Genomic DNA, 16,783 nt, shown 5'->3' with positions numbered 1-16,783 from the left:
TTTGATAAAGCAACTTTTACAAGTGTACTGAATTATAAAAGTAAAAAGAAATCTAAAGAAGAATTAAAAAATAAAAAGACAAAAAAAATCCTAAAAGCGATATAATTTCGTTTTTAGGATTTGCTATAAATTAAACCCAATATCTATAAATTTAAAAAATGAACGTTTTAAATAAAAAACATTTTCTTACGGTAAAAGACCACTCTGTTTCAAAAGAAACTTTTGATTTGTATTATGATGAAGAATTAGATATGCTAATTACTTCTCCACAACCTGAACTTCAAAATTTAGGTAAATATTACGAAAGCGAAGATTATATTTCGCATACCGACAACAAACGTTCGTTATTTGAAAAAGCATATCACTTTGTGAAAAATATTGCGCTTAAGAATAAATTGAATTTAATTAATAGCCAACAACCACAAAAAGGAAAACTTTTAGATCTTGGAGCTGGAACTGGAGATTTTCTCTTGACAGCAAAAAATGACGGTTGGGAAACCATTGGAGTAGAACCAAGCGATCGAGCAAAAAATATTGCTAAAGAAAAAGGAATTTCATTCGTAGAAGAAACTAGCACTTTAGAAAGTAATTCTTTGGATGTAATTACAATGTGGCATGTTTTGGAGCACGTTCCAAATTTAGAACTTCAGATTCAAGAATTAAAGCGTTTGTTAAAACCAACTGGAACATTAATTATTGCGGTTCCAAACTACAAATCGTTCGATGCGTCTCATTATGAAACTTTTTGGGCTGCTTATGATGTGCCGATTCACTTTTGGCATTTTTCAAAAAAATCAATTCAATTGCTTTTTGAAAGAGTGGATATGAAATTACAAAAGATACTTCCAATGAAGTTTGATTCTTTTTACGTAAGCCTTTTGTCTGAAAAATACAAAACGGGAAAGATGAATTATATTAAAGCTTTTTTCATTGGTTTAAAATCAAATTGGAAAGCGAAGAACTCAAAAGAATATTCATCGCATATTTATATTTTAAAAAATAAATAACACAAAAATACAGAAAGCCATTTTGCCCTAAAAGGACAGAGTGGCTTTTTCTGGTTGATATAAAAAAAGCAAAAAAGCATCTAAAATAGTGCGATAGCGTTGGTTTATGGTGATATTTTTTTCGATAAATAAAAACAATATCATAAATTTTACGCATTTTTTAAACTTTATGTTGATGCTATTGATTTTTTTATATTTTTGTCTTCAATACTTAAAAAAATAGAATTAAAAAAAATGAAAAAAGCATTAGTTATTATCGCACTTTCAGTTTTCGCAGTTTCTTGTAACAAAACAGCAGAGGTAAAGGAAGTAAAAACAGCTTACGTGGATACTTCGGTTTTGATGAAAGAATACACTGAGGCAAAAGATTTAGAGGCAAAGTACAAAGCTCAAGCGGAAGAAAAAGGTAGACAATTACAAGCTGAGATTTCACGTTTTAAACAAGACGCTGCTAATTTTCAAAGCCAGGCACAAGCAAACGGTCAAGCTTGGGCACAGCAAAGAGGAGCTGAATTGCAAAAGAGAGAGCAGCAATTAGGTTATGCACAACAAGCATTAGCACAACAATTACAACAAGAAAGTGGTGTGGAAATGGATTCTCTTGTTAGTGGAGTTAAAAAATTCATTAAAGACTACGGAAAGAAAAACGGTTACTCTTACATCTACGGAACAGGAGATGCTGCTACAATTTTGTATGCTGAAGAGAAATACGATATTACAAAAGAAATTATCAAAGCTTTAAATGATAAATACAAAGCAGAGCCAAAAACAGATGCAAAACCAGCAGCTGAAACAAAAGAAGGCGAAGCTAAAAAATAAAACTACCAAACTAACTAAATTACTGAAAACCTAAATCCACTGCGATTTAGGTTTTTTCTTTTTATAAAAATGCGGTAATTTTATTTTTTTAATACAAGCCCAATGCAGAACGTTTCAGAAGCGGCAGCTTATACTTTGCAATTCATCAATCAGACTCAGAAATCTATTTTCCTTACGGGAAAAGCAGGTACGGGAAAAACTACGCTTTTACGCGAAATTATTGCCACAACGCATAAAAATACTGTGGTCGTTGCACCAACCGGAATCGCTGCTTTGAATGCGGGTGGCGTTACCATTCACTCCATGTTTCAACTTCCGTTTTCTGCGTTTATTCCATCGTATGATGTGAGCGCGCAATTTACAGAAACAGTAAAATTTGAAAACAAAGAATCACTTCGCCGCCATTTCAAAATGAATAACGTCAAGCGAAATGTAATCAAAAACATGGAGCTTCTTGTGATTGATGAAGTGAGTATGATGCGTGCCGATTTGTTGGACGCGGTCGATTTCATGATGCAGACCGTTCGAAGAAACACCCATCCGTTTGGTGGAGTTCAAGTCTTGTTTATTGGAGATTTGCTGCAATTGCCGCCAGTGATTCGCGATGAAGAATGGCGAACACTTAAAAACTACTACCGTGGGAAATTCTTTTTCCATTCTCATGTTCTCCAAACGTATCCGCCAATTTATATCGAATTGTCAAAAATCTATCGCCAGACCGATGATGCTTTTATCTCGGTTTTGAACAATTTGAGAAATAACCAGATCACTCCCGAGGACATAACTATTCTAAATCAGTATGTTAAGCCAGATTTTGACTTCAAAGAGAACAAAGGCTATATCACGCTCACAACCCATAATGCGAAGGCTGATTCTATCAACTCACAGTCAATCAATGATTTAGATGGTAAAGAATACATATATACGCCATTTGTGGTGGGAGATTTCCCAGAAAAGATATTTCCTGTTGAAGAAGAATTGAAATTGAAAGTAGGTGCGCAAATCATGTTCGTCAAAAATGACTTGTCTTTTGAAAAGAGATACTTCAACGGAAAGATGGGTGTAATCAAATCGCTTTCAGACGAAGAAATCTTTGTTCACTTTCCAGAAGAGAACATGACACTCGAAGTGGAGAAGTACGAATGGAAAAATATCCGCTACAAAGTCAACGAACAGACCAAAGATATCGAAGAAGAGGTTTTAGGAACTTTTGCGCATTACCCAATCAAGCTAGCATGGGCAATTACGGTGCACAAAAGCCAAGGTTTAACTTTTGACAAAGCAGCGCTCGATGTATCGCAAGTTTTTCTTCCTGGGCAGGCCTATGTAGCACTTTCGCGTTTGCGTTCGTTAGACGGGCTTATTTTGCTTTCTCCGATGCAGATGAATGGCATTTCGAACGACCAAGATGTGATGGATTACGCTTTGAACCGAGCAACTGAAGAAACTTTGGAAAAAGCGCTTCACTTCGAAACCAAAAATTTTATTCACAACTATTTGATAAACAGTTTTAATTGGGGAGAATTGGCGCAAGAATGGCGAAATCATCGTTTCAGTTATAACGAAAACGCAGCAGGTTCCGAAAAAACGAAACATGCGGTTTGGGCGCATAAACGAATGGAAATCATGGAACAGCTTTTAGATCCTTCGCAGAAATTCATTTCGCAACTCAATAAAATCTTCATCAAAGAAACGGTCGATTTGTTTTTTGTGAAAGAAAGGGTAGATGCGGCCTACGATTATTTTTTCAAGCCAATGGACAAATTGGTCGATGATCTGATTTACAAAATGGCTGAAATTCAAAAATTTAAAAAAGTAAAAGAATTCTACGAAGAGCTTAACTTTTTGGAAGATCTGCAGACCAAAGCGGTTTTGAGATTGATGAAAGCCAAGTTATTGATCGAAGTAGTTGTGGCCGGCGAAGAAATCAGTAAAGAAAAGTTAACATCGCCAAATATTAAAAATTACAAAACGAACAAAGCAGAAAGGATTCGAGAAGAGCTGAAAACGACAAATACGGACATTTTTAGAACCGAAGAACCCGTTGTTCGATACAAATCAACTAAGACGGAGAAAAGTGAGCTTAAAACGGCTAAAAAAACGACAGTCGAAGAAACATACGATTTGTGGATGGAGAAAAATTCGGTTGAAGATATTGCAAGAATGCGTAAATTAAATGTTCAAACGATCGAAGGCCATTTGATAAGACTTATTCAGTCGAAGAAAATCGAAATTACTGATGTTCTTCCGTATGATAAAATTTTGGCTTTGCGAGAAGCTTTTCAGTTTTATCAAGAAGAATCTTTGAGTCCTTTGAAAGAAAAATATGGAGATGAATTTACTTGGGACGAACTAAAAATGTTCAAAGCGAGCATCAATTGATTTTATGAACGTCCTACGTGAAACATGGTTTTCTGTTTTTCAAAAATCTAATTCCTAACGCATTAAATTATTTTGGACATGAAAACATTTAAAATATTGCTAACAATTCTGGTGTTTAATTCTTCGTTTTTGATTGCCCAGGATTTGAAACCAGAATATCAAAAGTTCATTTCGAAATTTATTCTCGAAGTGAAAAATAGCGATAAAGAAGCAATTGCAAAACGTATTAAATTTCCCTTTAAGCGAGATTATCCAATTCCTTCGGTTAAGGATAACGCAGATTTCGTGAAAAGATATAACCAAATTTTTGATAAGGTTTTAATTGAAAAAATAACAAAATCGGATCCAGCAAAAGATTGGTCAGAAGTGGGATGGCGCGGAATTATGCTAAATCGTGGAGACATGTGGATTGATATTGATGGAAGAATTATTAGCATCAATAATCAATCGGAGGAAGAATTGAAATTGAAAAATTCATTAATCGCAAAGCAGAAAAAAAGCGTAAATTCTTCACTTTCAAATTTTAAAGAACCTGTTGCAGTTCTTGAAACCTCTAAGTTCAGAATTAGAATCGATGATTTAGGAAATGATAATTATCGCTATGCTTCTTGGTCGATCAAACAGCAAATGACTGAAAATCCAGATCTTGTAATCGAAAAAGGAGTTTTTGTTGCAGACGGAACGGGAGGAAACCATTACTTCGATTTTAAAAAAGGCAATTTCAAATACCGATGCTATTTTATTGTTTTGGGAGAAAAAGATTCTCCGCCAGCAATATTGACCGTTTATCAGTCTGGAAAAGAAATCCTATCTCAAGACGCCAAAATTGTTTCACGATAAACATTAGAAAGAAGCTATTTTAAAAAGATATTTAATCTCCACATAGAATTATATGCTGAACCTCAGAGAGGTTAAATATTTATAGAATCAAATAAAACAAATGAAAAAAAGCTCCAGCGGAGCGACATAATTTTATAATAGTTATGTCGCTCCGCTGGAGCTTTTATATCGTAGATATTTATTCTTAGCTATAAATATTTTGCTTCTCCGAAGCTTAAAAAAGAAAGTGTTCTTTGTATTAAAACGCTATTTAAATATTTGAGATTATTTTTTCCAATTCTTTTTCTTGAGAAATTTGAGTAAGCTTCAATTTCTGAATAGTAACTTCATTCTCTTTGGTTTTAATTTTTTGCTTTTGAATTTCTTCGTCAGAAACTGATGTAGTTGAGATTTTGTTTTCGATTTTCTGATTAGCGATTTCCAACTTTTCAATTTTATCTCTAGTCGATTTTAGCTGGTTTTCAGCCTTTGCAAGAGTGTTCTTTTTGGTTTCCAATTCCTTCTGTTCTTTTTTGAGTACAGCAATTTTGTCATCAAGCTTTTTATAATTTTCTTTAAGAACTTGCTGTGTTTGAGCTTCGTTCTTCTTTATTTGATTTTCTTGATTAGAATTGTTTTGTTGTGCAAAAATGGACTGAGAGGCGAGTAGCAATAAAAAAGCAAAGGTTTTAAAAATTATCTTCATGATTGTATTAAATTTATGAAGACGAATTTATTTGAATAGAGTTTAAGAAGTGTCCATTCAAAGATTTTAAAACAATAGAATAAGGCAAAAAAAATCCTGCTCTTTCGAACAGGATTAAAAGTATTTTATAGATTTTCGACCAGAATCCAAGCTTGTGGATTTTCGCCTTTTTGTATTTCTTTTTGAGCTTGTTCAGCTTCTTTCATTGTAGCATAACTTCCGTACAAAACAGGAAATAAACCGTGTTTGTTTTCTTTTAGCATTCTAGCTTTGAAACCATCTTTAATCAATTGGTTATAAGCTTTTCTAGCATTTTGTTCACTTCTAAAAGCACCGGCCATAATGTGGTAAGGCATTGTGGTTTCGACAGTTTCAACAGCAGTAGAATCTACAGAAAGAGTTACAGCCGGAAGTGGACTTTTGATAAAGAAAGTGGCTTCTTGAATTTTGTTTTGCACTTTTTTCTGAACTGCTTGTTCTACAACAAGTGTTTGGTTATCAATTTGATTTTGGTATAATGGATAACCAATGCTTCCTGTAATTCCTAGTCCTAAAACCAGAATTGCAGCATATCGCAAGAACGGATTCGAAGATTTGGTTTCTTCTTCATTTTCGTATATTAAAACAGCATCTTTTTCTTTTGCTGCAATTTTTTCGATTTTTTTCTCGAATGCCTCTTTTTTCACCATTGGAGAAACAAAAGGACTCAGTCCAAAAGAAGCAGCTAAATAGTTGGTCTGATCGTTTGGCTTGAAAACAATATTGCTTTCAGAATTTAAACGTAGCTCTCCAATATTTTTTAAAAGAATTACGCCATCTTCTTCTAATGCTTTTTTCCAATTCAAAATTTCAAAAGCAATTGCGCTAACAGCAAAACCATAGGATGTTTTTTCTGCTTGAGCAATATGATTTGCCAATAATCCGTCATTATTTTTGATACGGCTGTTGAAAGAAATGGTTTTTTTTGGTGGAAAAAACGAATTAGTGCTTTCATTTAGCTGAGCCGAATGAGTTTCTGTTAAAAATGCACCAAACCCTGGAACCGTTACACACTGATAACGATACAATAACTGTGAGATATATACTTCGATTTTCATAGTAACAAAGTTAGACAACGCGTATAGTTATCAAAATTTTATTCACAATTTTTATTAACAATTCAGAATTATTTTTAGACAATTCGTTTTCAATTAATTAAGTGGTAGGTTTTTCTTATTTAAAAAGCATCACGAGAATTATTTTTAAAATTTATTAAGAAATTACTTTGTTTTATAGATATTTGCGCCTCATAAAAAGTAGATTTATTTTTTCTATTTTACATAATGTTAAAAACAATGAACGATCAGGAATTATTTAATTTACTTGCCTTATTAAAGGTTGATGGAGTGGGAGATATAATGGGCAAAAAGTTGCTTAATTCTTTTGGCGATGCTTCGGCTATTTTTAAAGCTAAAAGTTCGCAATTAGCAGCGGTTGATGGAATTGGAAGTGTTTTATTGAAAAATCTGAAAGATAAAAGTGTTTTTGAGAAGGCAGATAAAGAACTTTCGTTTATTAAAAACAACAATATTAAGATTTCTTTTTTTCAGGACGAAAACTACCCAGAACGGCTTAAGCATTGCATTGATGCACCGATTCTGATTTTTACCGCTGGGAATCTGGATTTCAAAAACAAAAAAATAATTAGCATTGTAGGTACACGCCAGATTACTTCTTATGGAACCGATTTCTGTAAAAAATTGATAGAAGATATTGCTCCTCTTGATCCTGTAATTGTAAGCGGATTTGCTTATGGAGTTGACATCGTGGCGCATCAGGCAGCAATGGATTTTAATTTGCAAACTGTTGGCGTTCTAGCTCATGGCTTAAATCAAATTTACCCGAGAACTCATAAAAAGTACATGGCCAGAATGGAAGAGAAGGGCGGATTCATAACCGAGTTTTGGAGTGATTCGAATCCGGATAAAGAAAAATTTGTTCGCCGAAATCGTATAGTTGCTGGGATGACTGAAGCTACAATCGTAATAGAATCTGCTGATAAAGGCGGATCTTTAATAACGGCAAATATGGCTAATGATTACAATCGGGATGTTTTTGCGGTACCGGGTAGAGTGACAGACAAGTATAGCCAGGGCTGTAATAATTTGATTAAAACTCAGAAAGCAAATGTGTTAACAAGTGCCGCAGATTTAATTTATATGTTGAATTGGGATATTAAAGAAAATCCAAAAACGATTCAGAAACAGCTTTTTGTAGAATTAGAACCCGTAGAACAAAAGGTTTATGATTTTCTCCAGAAAAACGGAAAGGAATTATTAGACATCATTGCAATTGAATGTGAAATTCCAATCTTCAAACTATCTGGAATTCTGATTGGTATGGAATTAAAAGGCGTTATTAGACCACTTCCTGGAAAACTTTTTGAGTCAATTTAACGCAGAAAATCCTATATATTATTTTTTTGTAAAGTGTTTGTATAATCGGTATAAAATGTAAATCAGCAATAGGCCAAAAACGATATTTAGAATTTGAAATACATACGGCGGAACATTCTAATCTTCAATATACTTATCCATCTTTTTAATTTTAATAGGTTAATATACTTGAAGTTACAAAAAATAATTGAAATGGTTATTAAAAGAAAAACGCTGACCAATTTTAAATGATCAGCGTTTCTTTAAAAACATTTTTTAGATGGAATTATTTTCCAAATCCTAAAACTTCTCTAACCTTTGCCAAAACACCATCTGCAATGACAGAAGCTTTTGAAGCGCCTTTTTTCAATAAAGCGTCTACTTCTTCTAGATTATTGATGTAGTAGTTATATTTCTCCCTTTCCGTTTTAAATTTTTCTGTAATTAATTCAAAAAGAGCTTGTTTTGCGTGACCATAACCATAATTTCCGCCTAGATAATTTGCTCTCATTTGCGCAATTTGTTCTTCGTTTGCTAACAAAGAATAAATTGCAAATGCATTACAAGTATCTGGATTTTTTGGATCTTCAAGTGGAGTCGAATCAGTTTCAATACTCATTACTTGTTTGCGTAATGTTTTGTCGTCCAAGAAAATATTGATGATATTGTTTGCAGATTTACTCATTTTTCCTCCGTTTGTTCCTGGAATCAGCATAATGTTTTCCTCGATTTTAGCTTCAGGAAGAACAAAAGTTTCACCCATCTGGTGATTGAAACGAGCCGCAACATCACGAGTAATTTCTAAATGCTGTAACTGATCTTTTCCAACAGGAACAAATTCAGCATCATACAATAGAATATCAGCAGCCATTAGCATCGGATATGTGAAAAGTCCAGCGTTAACATCATCTAAACGATCTGCTTTATCTTTGAAAGAGTGTGCTAATGTCAATCTTTGAAATGGAAAAAAACAGCTCAAATACCAAGTCAATTCTGTAGTTTGAACCACATCAGATTGTCTGTAAAAAGTAACTTTGTCAGGATTTAAACCACACGCAAGCCAAGCCGCAGCTGTGCTATAGGTGTTTTCTCTTAAAGTTTTTCCGTCTTTAATCTGAGTGATGGAATGCAAATCGGCAATAAACAAATAAGATTCATTTGCTGGATCGTTTGATAATTCGATTGCCGGAATAATTGCGCCTAATAAATTTCCTAAATGCGGTGTTCCTGTACTTTGAACACCAGTAAGTATTTTTGCCATTCTAGTTTTTTCTTAGATGCAAAGTTCGTGAAGTTTTTTATAACCGCAAAGCACACAAAGATTTTACGCAAAGCACGCAAAGATTTTTTACTATGTTTTTTCCTAGATTTAAATGTTCTGCCACAGATTAAAAAGATTTTCGCAGATTTTTTAAAATCCATTTAATCATTTAAATCTGTGGCTACGAACTTGCGGCCTTTGCGTAAAATCTTTGTGTGCTTTGCGGTAGAAAAGATGTTACACTTAGAAAAAATCTTGTTTAAAATTCATTTCGGTTTTCTTACTTTTGAAGCTATGAAAATATTTAAAATTGCTTTTTGGATTCTTTGGAGAGTTTGGTTTTACGTTTTGATGGCCATTCCAATACTCATTATGTTACCTTTTCTGGTAATTTCTATCCTTTCTGAGAAAGGATATCCATATTTCTTTGAAATGGCCCGCATTTGGGCTAAATTCATCCTTTTCGGAATGGGTTTCTTTTATACCGTAAAACGCGAACAGAAGCTTGTTAAAGGCAAAAGTTACATGATAGTGGCCAATCACACCTCAATGACCGATATTATGCTTACGTTGGCTTTAATTAAAAATCCGTTTGTTTTTGTTGGGAAGAAAGAGCTAGTAAAGATTCCGCTTTTTGGATTTTTCTATAAAAGAACTTGTATTCTAGTTGACAGAAGTTCGTCTAAAAGTAAAAATGAAGTTTTTAAAAGAGCTCAAAATAGATTAAATCAAGGTTTAAGTATTTGCATTTTCCCAGAGGGTGGAGTTCCAGATGACGAAAGTATTTTGCTGGATGAGTTTAAAGACGGCGCGTTTAGATTGGCGATCGATCATCAGATTCCGATTGTGCCTATTGTTTATTCAGATAATAAAGAGCGTTTTTCATATACTTTTTTGAGTGGAAGTCCAGGAAAAATGCGCGCACGAATTTTACCTTTCGTAGAAACAAAAGGATTGACAAGTGACAACAGAAAAGAATTAAGAGATCAAGTTAGAAATATGATTTATAATGGTTTAATGGATTATCAAAAGGAATAACCATAGAAACATTATGTAAAATACAAAAGCCGGTAGATTTAATTATCTACCGGCTTTTCTTTGAATTAAAAACCCCCTATTTTTATTCAAAAGTTATTATCTGTGAATTATCTTTTCTGAAATAAAACGCAATACTTTTTTAAATCTCAATTTGGTTTTTCTTCGGTTTTTACTGTACAACAATTCCATTTTTTCTTTCATGGTTAAAAATATTAATGGTTGATAATAAAGAGTTTAGTTAATAACTCAAGTTAATGTCACATTATTATAGATGTAGAAAAATTAAAAAGGTTGCGTCAAAATTTAAAAAATTTGATAAAACCCGTCAGATGAAGATGCTAACGGGTTTTTAATCAAATAACCAACCAACGTAAATTCTAAAAAAAAACTCGAAATTGATATATGGCAGTACCAATTATAAACTGCTTTTTTATAAAGATGGATGTTTTGTAAAAAGGTTGCGTGAAAATTTCATTTTTATTTTGAAATAAAAAAAGCCGAGTAATTTTTACATCACTCGGCTATTTAAAAGCGTCTTTTTTCGACTTATTTTTTAGGCATTTGCCAATTCTTTTATGTGTTCTTTAATTTTAATTTCCAGTTCTTCAGCAAGTTCTGGATTATCTTTAATTAAAGTTTTAACAGCGTCACGACCTTGACCTAATTTTGTATCGCCGTAGCTAAACCAAGATCCTGCTTTTTTAACGATATCAAACTCAACTGCTAAGTCTAGGATTTCACCCGTTTTAGAAACACCTTCTCCGTACATGATGTCGAATTCGGCAGTTTTAAATGGTGGTGCAACTTTGTTTTTAACGATTTTTACTTTAGTTCTGTTTCCGATTACGTTTTCACCATCTTTAATTTGAGCAGAACGACGAATATCTAAACGAACAGAAGCGTAAAATTTAAGTGCGTTACCTCCAGTTGTAGTTTCTGGATTTCCGAACATAACACCAATTTTTTCACGAAGCTGGTTGATAAAGAAAACAGTACAATTTGTTTTACTGATAGTTCCAGTAAGTTTTCTCAATGCTTGAGACATCAAACGTGCGTGAAGACCCATTTTAGAATCTCCCATTTCGCCTTCAATTTCACTTTTTGGAGTTAAAGCCGCCACAGAGTCAATTACAACAATGTCTATAGCTCCAGAACGAATTAGGTTTTCAGCAATTTCTAAAGCCTGCTCTCCGTTGTCTGGTTGAGAAATAATTAAGTTCTCGATATCAACATTTAATTTCTCAGCATAGTTTCTATCAAATGCGTGCTCGGCATCGATAAAGGCAGCAATACCACCTGCTTTTTGAGCTTCTGCAATAGCGTGAAGCGTCAAAGTTGTTTTTCCAGAAGATTCTGGACCATATATTTCGATAATTCTTCCTTTAGGATATCCGTTTACTCCAAGAGCTAAGTCAACACCTAGTGAGCCAGAAGAAATCGTTTCTACTTCTACAATGGCTCTGTCGCCCATTTTCATTACGGTTCCTTTTCCGTAGGTTTTGTCAAGTTTGTCAAGCGTTAATTGTAGTGCTTTTAATTTGGCTTCTTTCTCTGAACTCATTTTTTTCTAATATCTAAATTATTGTTTTGTCTTTCTGGATAAAAATAAGAAAATTCTTCCGTAATCTTATTGATCTGTTTTATAATTTGTAAAATTACTTCTTTTTTTGAAGTTTGATTGTTCCAAATTGTCACAAAATCGTTCTATAAAAATAAAGCCTTTAATTCTGTAGCATCAGAAGGTTTTATTTTTCCAGCAAGCAATAAACTCAATTGTTTGCGACGAAGCGCTGCATCAAATCGCTGAATTTCTAGCTCGGTTTCTGGAATAATTGCTGGAACTTCAACAGGTCTTCCAGTATCGTCAACAGCAACGAAGGTGTAAATAGCTTCGTTGGCTTTGGTTCTGTTTCCAGATTCGCGGTCTTCTACCCATACGTCAATAAAAACTTCCATCGAACTTTTGAATGATCTTGAAACTTTTGCCTCTACGGTTACAACGCTTCCAAGCGAAATTGCTCTATTGAAGGCAACGTGATTTACAGAAGCCGTTACTACAATTCGGCGCGAATGCCTGCGGGCTGCAATACTTGCGGCGCGATCCATTCTGGCTAATAATTCACCACCAAAAAGATTGTTTAAAGGATTTGTTTCGCTCGGTAAAACTAAATCAGTTAAAATAGTTAGGGATTCTGAAGGATGTTTTGGATTCATTTTTTTAAATAAAATTTGTTTTAACGCCTATAATAAAAAAGGCTTTTTTGCCACAGATTTAACAGATTAAAATGATTAAAAAAATCTGTGAGAATCTGTGAAATCTGTGGCATATTTTAGTTCAACCAATAAACAGCCATAATGGCTGGAATAAAATATATAACAATGGTTCTCGCACCATCGTAATCTTTTGCAAGTCTTTGTCCGAAAAGCATCATTAACAAACAGATACATGAAAAGATAGCTCCGTAAAAACCAAATTCTCTGCCATTATTTGTAAATAATTGAATTCCTCCAACAACACATAAAATTCCAGAAATTAATTCCAAAATTAGTAAGTGTAAAAGAGCCAGCGGAACCTGATTTTTTAATGGTGTTTTGGCAAAGTGTTCTTTAAGCCAAGCCACATTATCTTTCCAATAAAAAATTTTTTCGTAACCCGATTGTAAAAAAGTTAAAGCTAGAAAAGCTAAAAGTAAAATTGAGGCAACATTGTTCATTATGAATTATTTTTTATGAATTAAACGAGTCAATTTGATAGATAAATCGGTAAGGATTATTTTTGCATTTCCATTTCTTTCAATATGATATAGTGCATCTGAAAGTTCTTTGAATATTTCGTGTATGTTATTTCCGTTTACGAAAGGAGCGAAATTTTCTAATTTGAATTTATCGACTTTCGGCTCTATATAAACCAAACTTGGCGTCTGATAATTTAGCATTAGAGCTTGTCTAAACATTTCGATACAATACTGAATAAATTTTTTCTGACTCTCGCGTCCCAACGTTGCAATTTGCTCACTCCAAGAAATTAAATCTTGAATGGCCGCAGCGTTTCCTTTTGCTCTAAAAGCGGTACGAACCCAATTTACAAACCATTGTTCGAACGGAAGATCATCATCATCTTCTTTTAACAAATGCAGTGCTTTACTAAAATTACCTTGCGCCTGATGTGCAATTTTTTTAGCTAAGCCGGCATCTATATTTTCTTGGGCAATTAAAGCATCGGCAATAACTTTTTCTGGCAGTCCGTTAAAATGAATTACCTGGCAGCGAGAACGTATGGTTTGGATAATATCTTCTTCATTTTCAGAAATCAGAATAAACATGGTTTTTTCTGAAGGTTCTTCCAGAAGTTTTAGAAGTTTATTAGAAGCAGCGATATTCATTTTATCAGCCATCCAGATAATCATGATTTTGTATCCGCCTTCATACGATTTTAGCGAAAGCGATTTTAAAACTTCTTGTGCATCTTCAACACGAATTTCTCCTTGTTTGTTTTGTACACCCAGAATTTTATACCAATCGAACAAACCTCCGTAAGGCATTTCTTGAATAAAACTACGCCAATCTTGAATAAAATCTAAACTCTTAGGTTTTGTTTTTACATCTTCGGTTGTAACGGTTGGATAAATAAAATGGAGATCGGGATGAGAGATGTTATCAAACTTTAGATTACAAGAATCGTTTCCGTTTGAATTTTCGTCGCCGGTATTGCTACACAAAATATATTGAGCATAAGCAATGGCAGTTATTAATGTGCCACTTCCTTCCGGAACCAACGAATAATTGTGCATGAGGAATTCTACCAGAAGCAGCACTTTTTATCAAGTGGCTTTTGATGTAATCTTGACCTAAAATTTGAGAAAATTGCATTGCGCAAAGATAGAAGAAAATGTGGAGGCAAAAATTTTCAGGATAAGATTATTTAGTAGTTCACAATTTTCAAATTCGGAGTCGAAGTGAGGAGATGATTTTTAAAAAATTCGGATCATTTTCGACAGAATTTTGTTAATAAATATCTTCAAGTGAGTAAATATCAAGATGTTTTTGTTAATATTTTTTTTCGAAATTCGACAAACGTAGGTTTTTTTTGGCTATTTATAGAGTTAATTTTTTATTTTTTATAGATAATCTCTTACGATTTTTTAATTAACATTTTTAACAAAAAGCCCGTTAAAACGCACATTTTCTCGACATAAGACTGTTTTTTAAGGTTTTTTTAAGGAAATTTTTTGAAAAAAAAATTCATTAGAGTTGTAATTTAAGTTAATTTCTATATTTTTGTTTTTATCAACAACCAATTATAAAATAAGAATCTATGAAAGGGAAAATTATTCTATTTAGTGCTTTTTTTATCTTAACTACTGCGGCTGTTTCAGCACAAGCTAAAAACGCACCGAGAAGTATTATTAGTACAACTGCTCTTATCCGAAAATACCATGATCAAAAAGAATTAAGTGGTATGCAAAAGGGTGAACTTTTGGAATTATACATCGAGCGTATCAAAGTATTAGTTAAAACTCTCCCTTACATTGCTTTGGTTACTAAACCTGGAGTTACTATGGCCGACCTTGGTATTCCAGACGATAGTGAACACAAAAAAGTTTTGGATGCTCAAGCAGTTGGTACAACAACATTTTTGGATACAACTGTAGAATTCCAAAGAAAAATGATGCCTTACTCTGATAAAGGAAATCTAATCGCGGCAATCTTGTTCTACGAAAGTACATTGAAATCATTACACGAGTTCAACGATTTGAACGAAATGTAATAAAGCATTTTTTTTGAAATTTTTTTCTGGAAAGTCTCAGTAAAATATTGCTTTGACATTCTTCGAAAACAAAATAAAAAAAACTCATTCTCGAGGGTTCTGTAAAATTCCAGAAAACTTGAGAGGAGTTTTTGTATTTGCGCATACCCAAATTTATTATTAACCGTAATACCCCCCTTATCATGAAAAAAATTACTCAATTGATCTGCGTTCTTTTGACAGTTACGAGTATGAGTGCTCAACAAGAGAAAGGAATTATGGGCTACACTAATTGGTTAAACAATTGGACCGAGTTTAAGCCTAATAAAGTTGACTATGGAGAAGCAAACCAAATTTTAGCAGGAAATATTTCTGTTAATACTAAATTGCTAAAAAGAAATATCTACGTTCTACAAGGAAACGTTTATGTTACAAACAATGCTGTTTTAACTATCGAACCTGGAACTGTAATTATTGGTGATTTCGAAACAAAAGGAACATTGGTAGTTACAAAAGGTGCACAATTAGTGGCTGATGGTTTAGAAACAGATCCAATTGTATTTACTTCAAACCGCAGCATGAAAAAAGCTGGAGATTGGGGTGGAATTGTAATCCTTGGAGATGCACCAATTAACAAATTCGGAAATGTTGGTTCTTATAACCTAGACCTAGATCCTACAATGACTACTTACGGTGGTGATAATGTAGCTTCAAACTCTGGAGTTTTAAGATTCGTTAGAATCGAGTTTGCTGGTAAAAAAGTAAAAGGTTTAGATACTTTCAACGGATTGACTCTTGCAGCTGTTGGAAACAAAACTGTTCTTGAAAACATTATGGTAAGTTACGCTGGAGGAGATTCTTTCGGGATCTTAGGTGGTGACTTAAATGCTACAAAATTCGTATCTTATAAATCAGTTAACGACGACTTTAAATTTTCTCAAGGAGTTCAATGTCGTTTCTTCAACTCTTTAGCAGTTAGATCTTCTTACTTCTCAAGTACTAAAGACGGATCTCGTTGTATGGAGGTTAAATCTTATGAGAAGAAAAGTGAAACAGACTTCACTAAAAAACAAACTTTAGTTGTTGCTAGTAATATTACAATGGTTAACGACAGCGAAAACATTAAAGCTGACATTCAAGCAGGTTTAGTAAAAGAGGCTGTTTATGTAGCAGAGAATGCTTCTCTTGAAATGAAAAGAAGTGTAATCTCTGGATTTAACCCTGCTGTATTATTAGATAGCAAAACAGAAATCAATGATGCCAACCTTAAAAAAATCAAATTTGAGGAAATGTACTTCAACTTATGTAATGGAAACATCTTTACAGAGTACAATTCTAACAATGAAGATCTAGAAAGCTGGTATGGAAACAGTGTTTTCTTTAACGTTATGTCACAAAGTGACAACAAAGAAACATTCATTGATATGTTCAATCCAAAAAAACCAGATTTTAGATTACAATTAGGAAAAATCACAGCTTCTAGCGGTAATAGATAAATAGTTTCGATTTTTATTTCCCACGCGTAAATTTTATTAATTAAGTCCCCAGACACAATTTATGTATCGTCTAAAGGGCCTAAATAAAGATCAA

At 33.4% G+C, this 16,783-nt stretch carries 14 protein-coding genes and 1 pseudogene; 8 read left to right on the top strand and 7 right to left on the bottom strand.

Going from position 1 to position 16,783, the window contains the following annotated elements; all coding sequences use genetic code 11:
• The first annotated feature begins 158 nt into the window (after window positions 1-158).
• From ACPWTF_RS12560 to ACPWTF_RS12545, 4 genes are all read left to right on the top strand, one after another.
• Window positions 159-1,007 (top strand): class I SAM-dependent methyltransferase, encoded by an 849-nt coding sequence (locus ACPWTF_RS12560; protein ID WP_427875678.1) that lies wholly within the window; start codon window positions 159-161, stop codon window positions 1,005-1,007.
• Window positions 1,008-1,241: 234 nt separating this feature from the next.
• On the top strand, window positions 1,242-1,826 hold the full coding sequence (locus ACPWTF_RS12555) for an OmpH family outer membrane protein (RefSeq protein ID WP_095930173.1): 585 nt from the start codon (window positions 1,242-1,244) through the stop codon (window positions 1,824-1,826).
• Window positions 1,827-1,928: 102 nt separating this feature from the next.
• Window positions 1,929-4,208, top strand: a complete 2,280-nt coding sequence (locus tag ACPWTF_RS12550; RefSeq protein WP_427875677.1) for a helix-turn-helix domain-containing protein — start codon at window positions 1,929-1,931, stop codon at window positions 4,206-4,208.
• A 78-nt stretch (window positions 4,209-4,286) separates the two neighbouring features.
• Window positions 4,287-5,048: a hypothetical protein gene (locus ACPWTF_RS12545; protein WP_427875676.1), complete on the top strand. Its 762-nt coding sequence runs from the start codon at window positions 4,287-4,289 to the stop codon at window positions 5,046-5,048.
• A 250-nt stretch (window positions 5,049-5,298) separates the two neighbouring features.
• Here ACPWTF_RS12545 and ACPWTF_RS12540 read toward each other — a convergent pair whose 3' ends face one another.
• Window positions 5,299-5,733 (bottom strand): hypothetical protein, encoded by a 435-nt coding sequence (locus ACPWTF_RS12540; RefSeq protein WP_427875675.1) that lies wholly within the window; start codon window positions 5,731-5,733, stop codon window positions 5,299-5,301.
• Window positions 5,734-5,858: 125 nt separating this feature from the next.
• Window positions 5,859-6,830 carry an SPOR domain-containing protein gene (locus ACPWTF_RS12535; protein WP_427875673.1) on the bottom strand — a complete coding sequence of 324 codons (972 nt, stop codon included), beginning with the start codon at window positions 6,828-6,830 and terminating at the stop codon, window positions 5,859-5,861.
• A gap of 237 nt (window positions 6,831-7,067) precedes the next feature.
• On the opposite strand from ACPWTF_RS12535, the gene dprA reads away from it, so the two are divergent.
• Complete coding sequence (dprA, locus tag ACPWTF_RS12530; protein ID WP_427875672.1) at window positions 7,068-8,168, top strand: DNA-processing protein DprA; 1,101 nt, start codon at window positions 7,068-7,070, stop codon at window positions 8,166-8,168.
• A gap of 265 nt (window positions 8,169-8,433) precedes the next feature.
• Here dprA and trpS read toward each other — a convergent pair whose 3' ends face one another.
• A complete protein-coding gene (trpS, locus tag ACPWTF_RS12525) occupies window positions 8,434-9,408 on the bottom strand; it encodes a tryptophan--tRNA ligase (RefSeq protein WP_427875671.1) in 975 nt (324 codons plus the stop codon).
• Between the two features lie 294 nt (window positions 9,409-9,702).
• On the opposite strand from trpS, the gene ACPWTF_RS12520 reads away from it, so the two are divergent.
• On the top strand, window positions 9,703-10,446 hold the full coding sequence (locus ACPWTF_RS12520; protein ID WP_427875670.1) for a lysophospholipid acyltransferase family protein: 744 nt from the start codon (window positions 9,703-9,705) through the stop codon (window positions 10,444-10,446).
• Between the two features lie 553 nt (window positions 10,447-10,999).
• On the opposite strand, the gene recA is transcribed toward ACPWTF_RS12520, so the two are convergent.
• From recA to ACPWTF_RS12500, 4 genes and pseudogenes are all read right to left on the bottom strand, one after another.
• Complete coding sequence (gene recA, locus ACPWTF_RS12515) at window positions 11,000-12,007, bottom strand: recombinase RecA (RefSeq protein WP_095930180.1); 1,008 nt, start codon at window positions 12,005-12,007, stop codon at window positions 11,000-11,002.
• 143 nt (window positions 12,008-12,150) lie between these two features.
• Entirely contained in the window at window positions 12,151-12,660 is a 510-nt protein-coding gene (locus ACPWTF_RS12510) for an acyl-CoA thioesterase (protein ID WP_095930181.1), read from the bottom strand.
• Window positions 12,661-12,776: 116 nt separating this feature from the next.
• Window positions 12,777-13,160, bottom strand: a complete 384-nt coding sequence (locus tag ACPWTF_RS12505; protein WP_427875669.1) for a DoxX family protein — start codon at window positions 13,158-13,160, stop codon at window positions 12,777-12,779.
• Between the two features lie 6 nt (window positions 13,161-13,166).
• Window positions 13,167-14,316, bottom strand: a pseudogene (locus tag ACPWTF_RS12500) (ATP-binding protein).
• Between the two features lie 445 nt (window positions 14,317-14,761).
• On the opposite strand from ACPWTF_RS12500, the gene ACPWTF_RS12495 reads away from it, so the two are divergent.
• Together ACPWTF_RS12495 and ACPWTF_RS12490 are read left to right on the top strand one after the other, a co-directional pair.
• Window positions 14,762-15,214 carry a hypothetical protein gene (locus ACPWTF_RS12495; RefSeq protein ID WP_095930184.1) on the top strand — a complete coding sequence of 151 codons (453 nt, stop codon included), beginning with the start codon at window positions 14,762-14,764 and terminating at the stop codon, window positions 15,212-15,214.
• Window positions 15,215-15,396: 182 nt separating this feature from the next.
• Complete coding sequence (locus ACPWTF_RS12490; RefSeq protein ID WP_250834672.1) at window positions 15,397-16,689, top strand: hypothetical protein; 1,293 nt, start codon at window positions 15,397-15,399, stop codon at window positions 16,687-16,689.
• The last annotated feature ends 94 nt before the right edge of the window (window positions 16,690-16,783 follow it).

Origin of the sequence: Flavobacterium sp. MMS24-S5 (genome assembly GCF_050320125.1) — a bacterium.
GTDB classification, from domain to species: Bacteria; Bacteroidota; Bacteroidia; order Flavobacteriales; family Flavobacteriaceae; genus Flavobacterium; species Flavobacterium tyrosinilyticum.
This window is presented reverse-complemented; position numbering and strand designations above follow the sequence as displayed.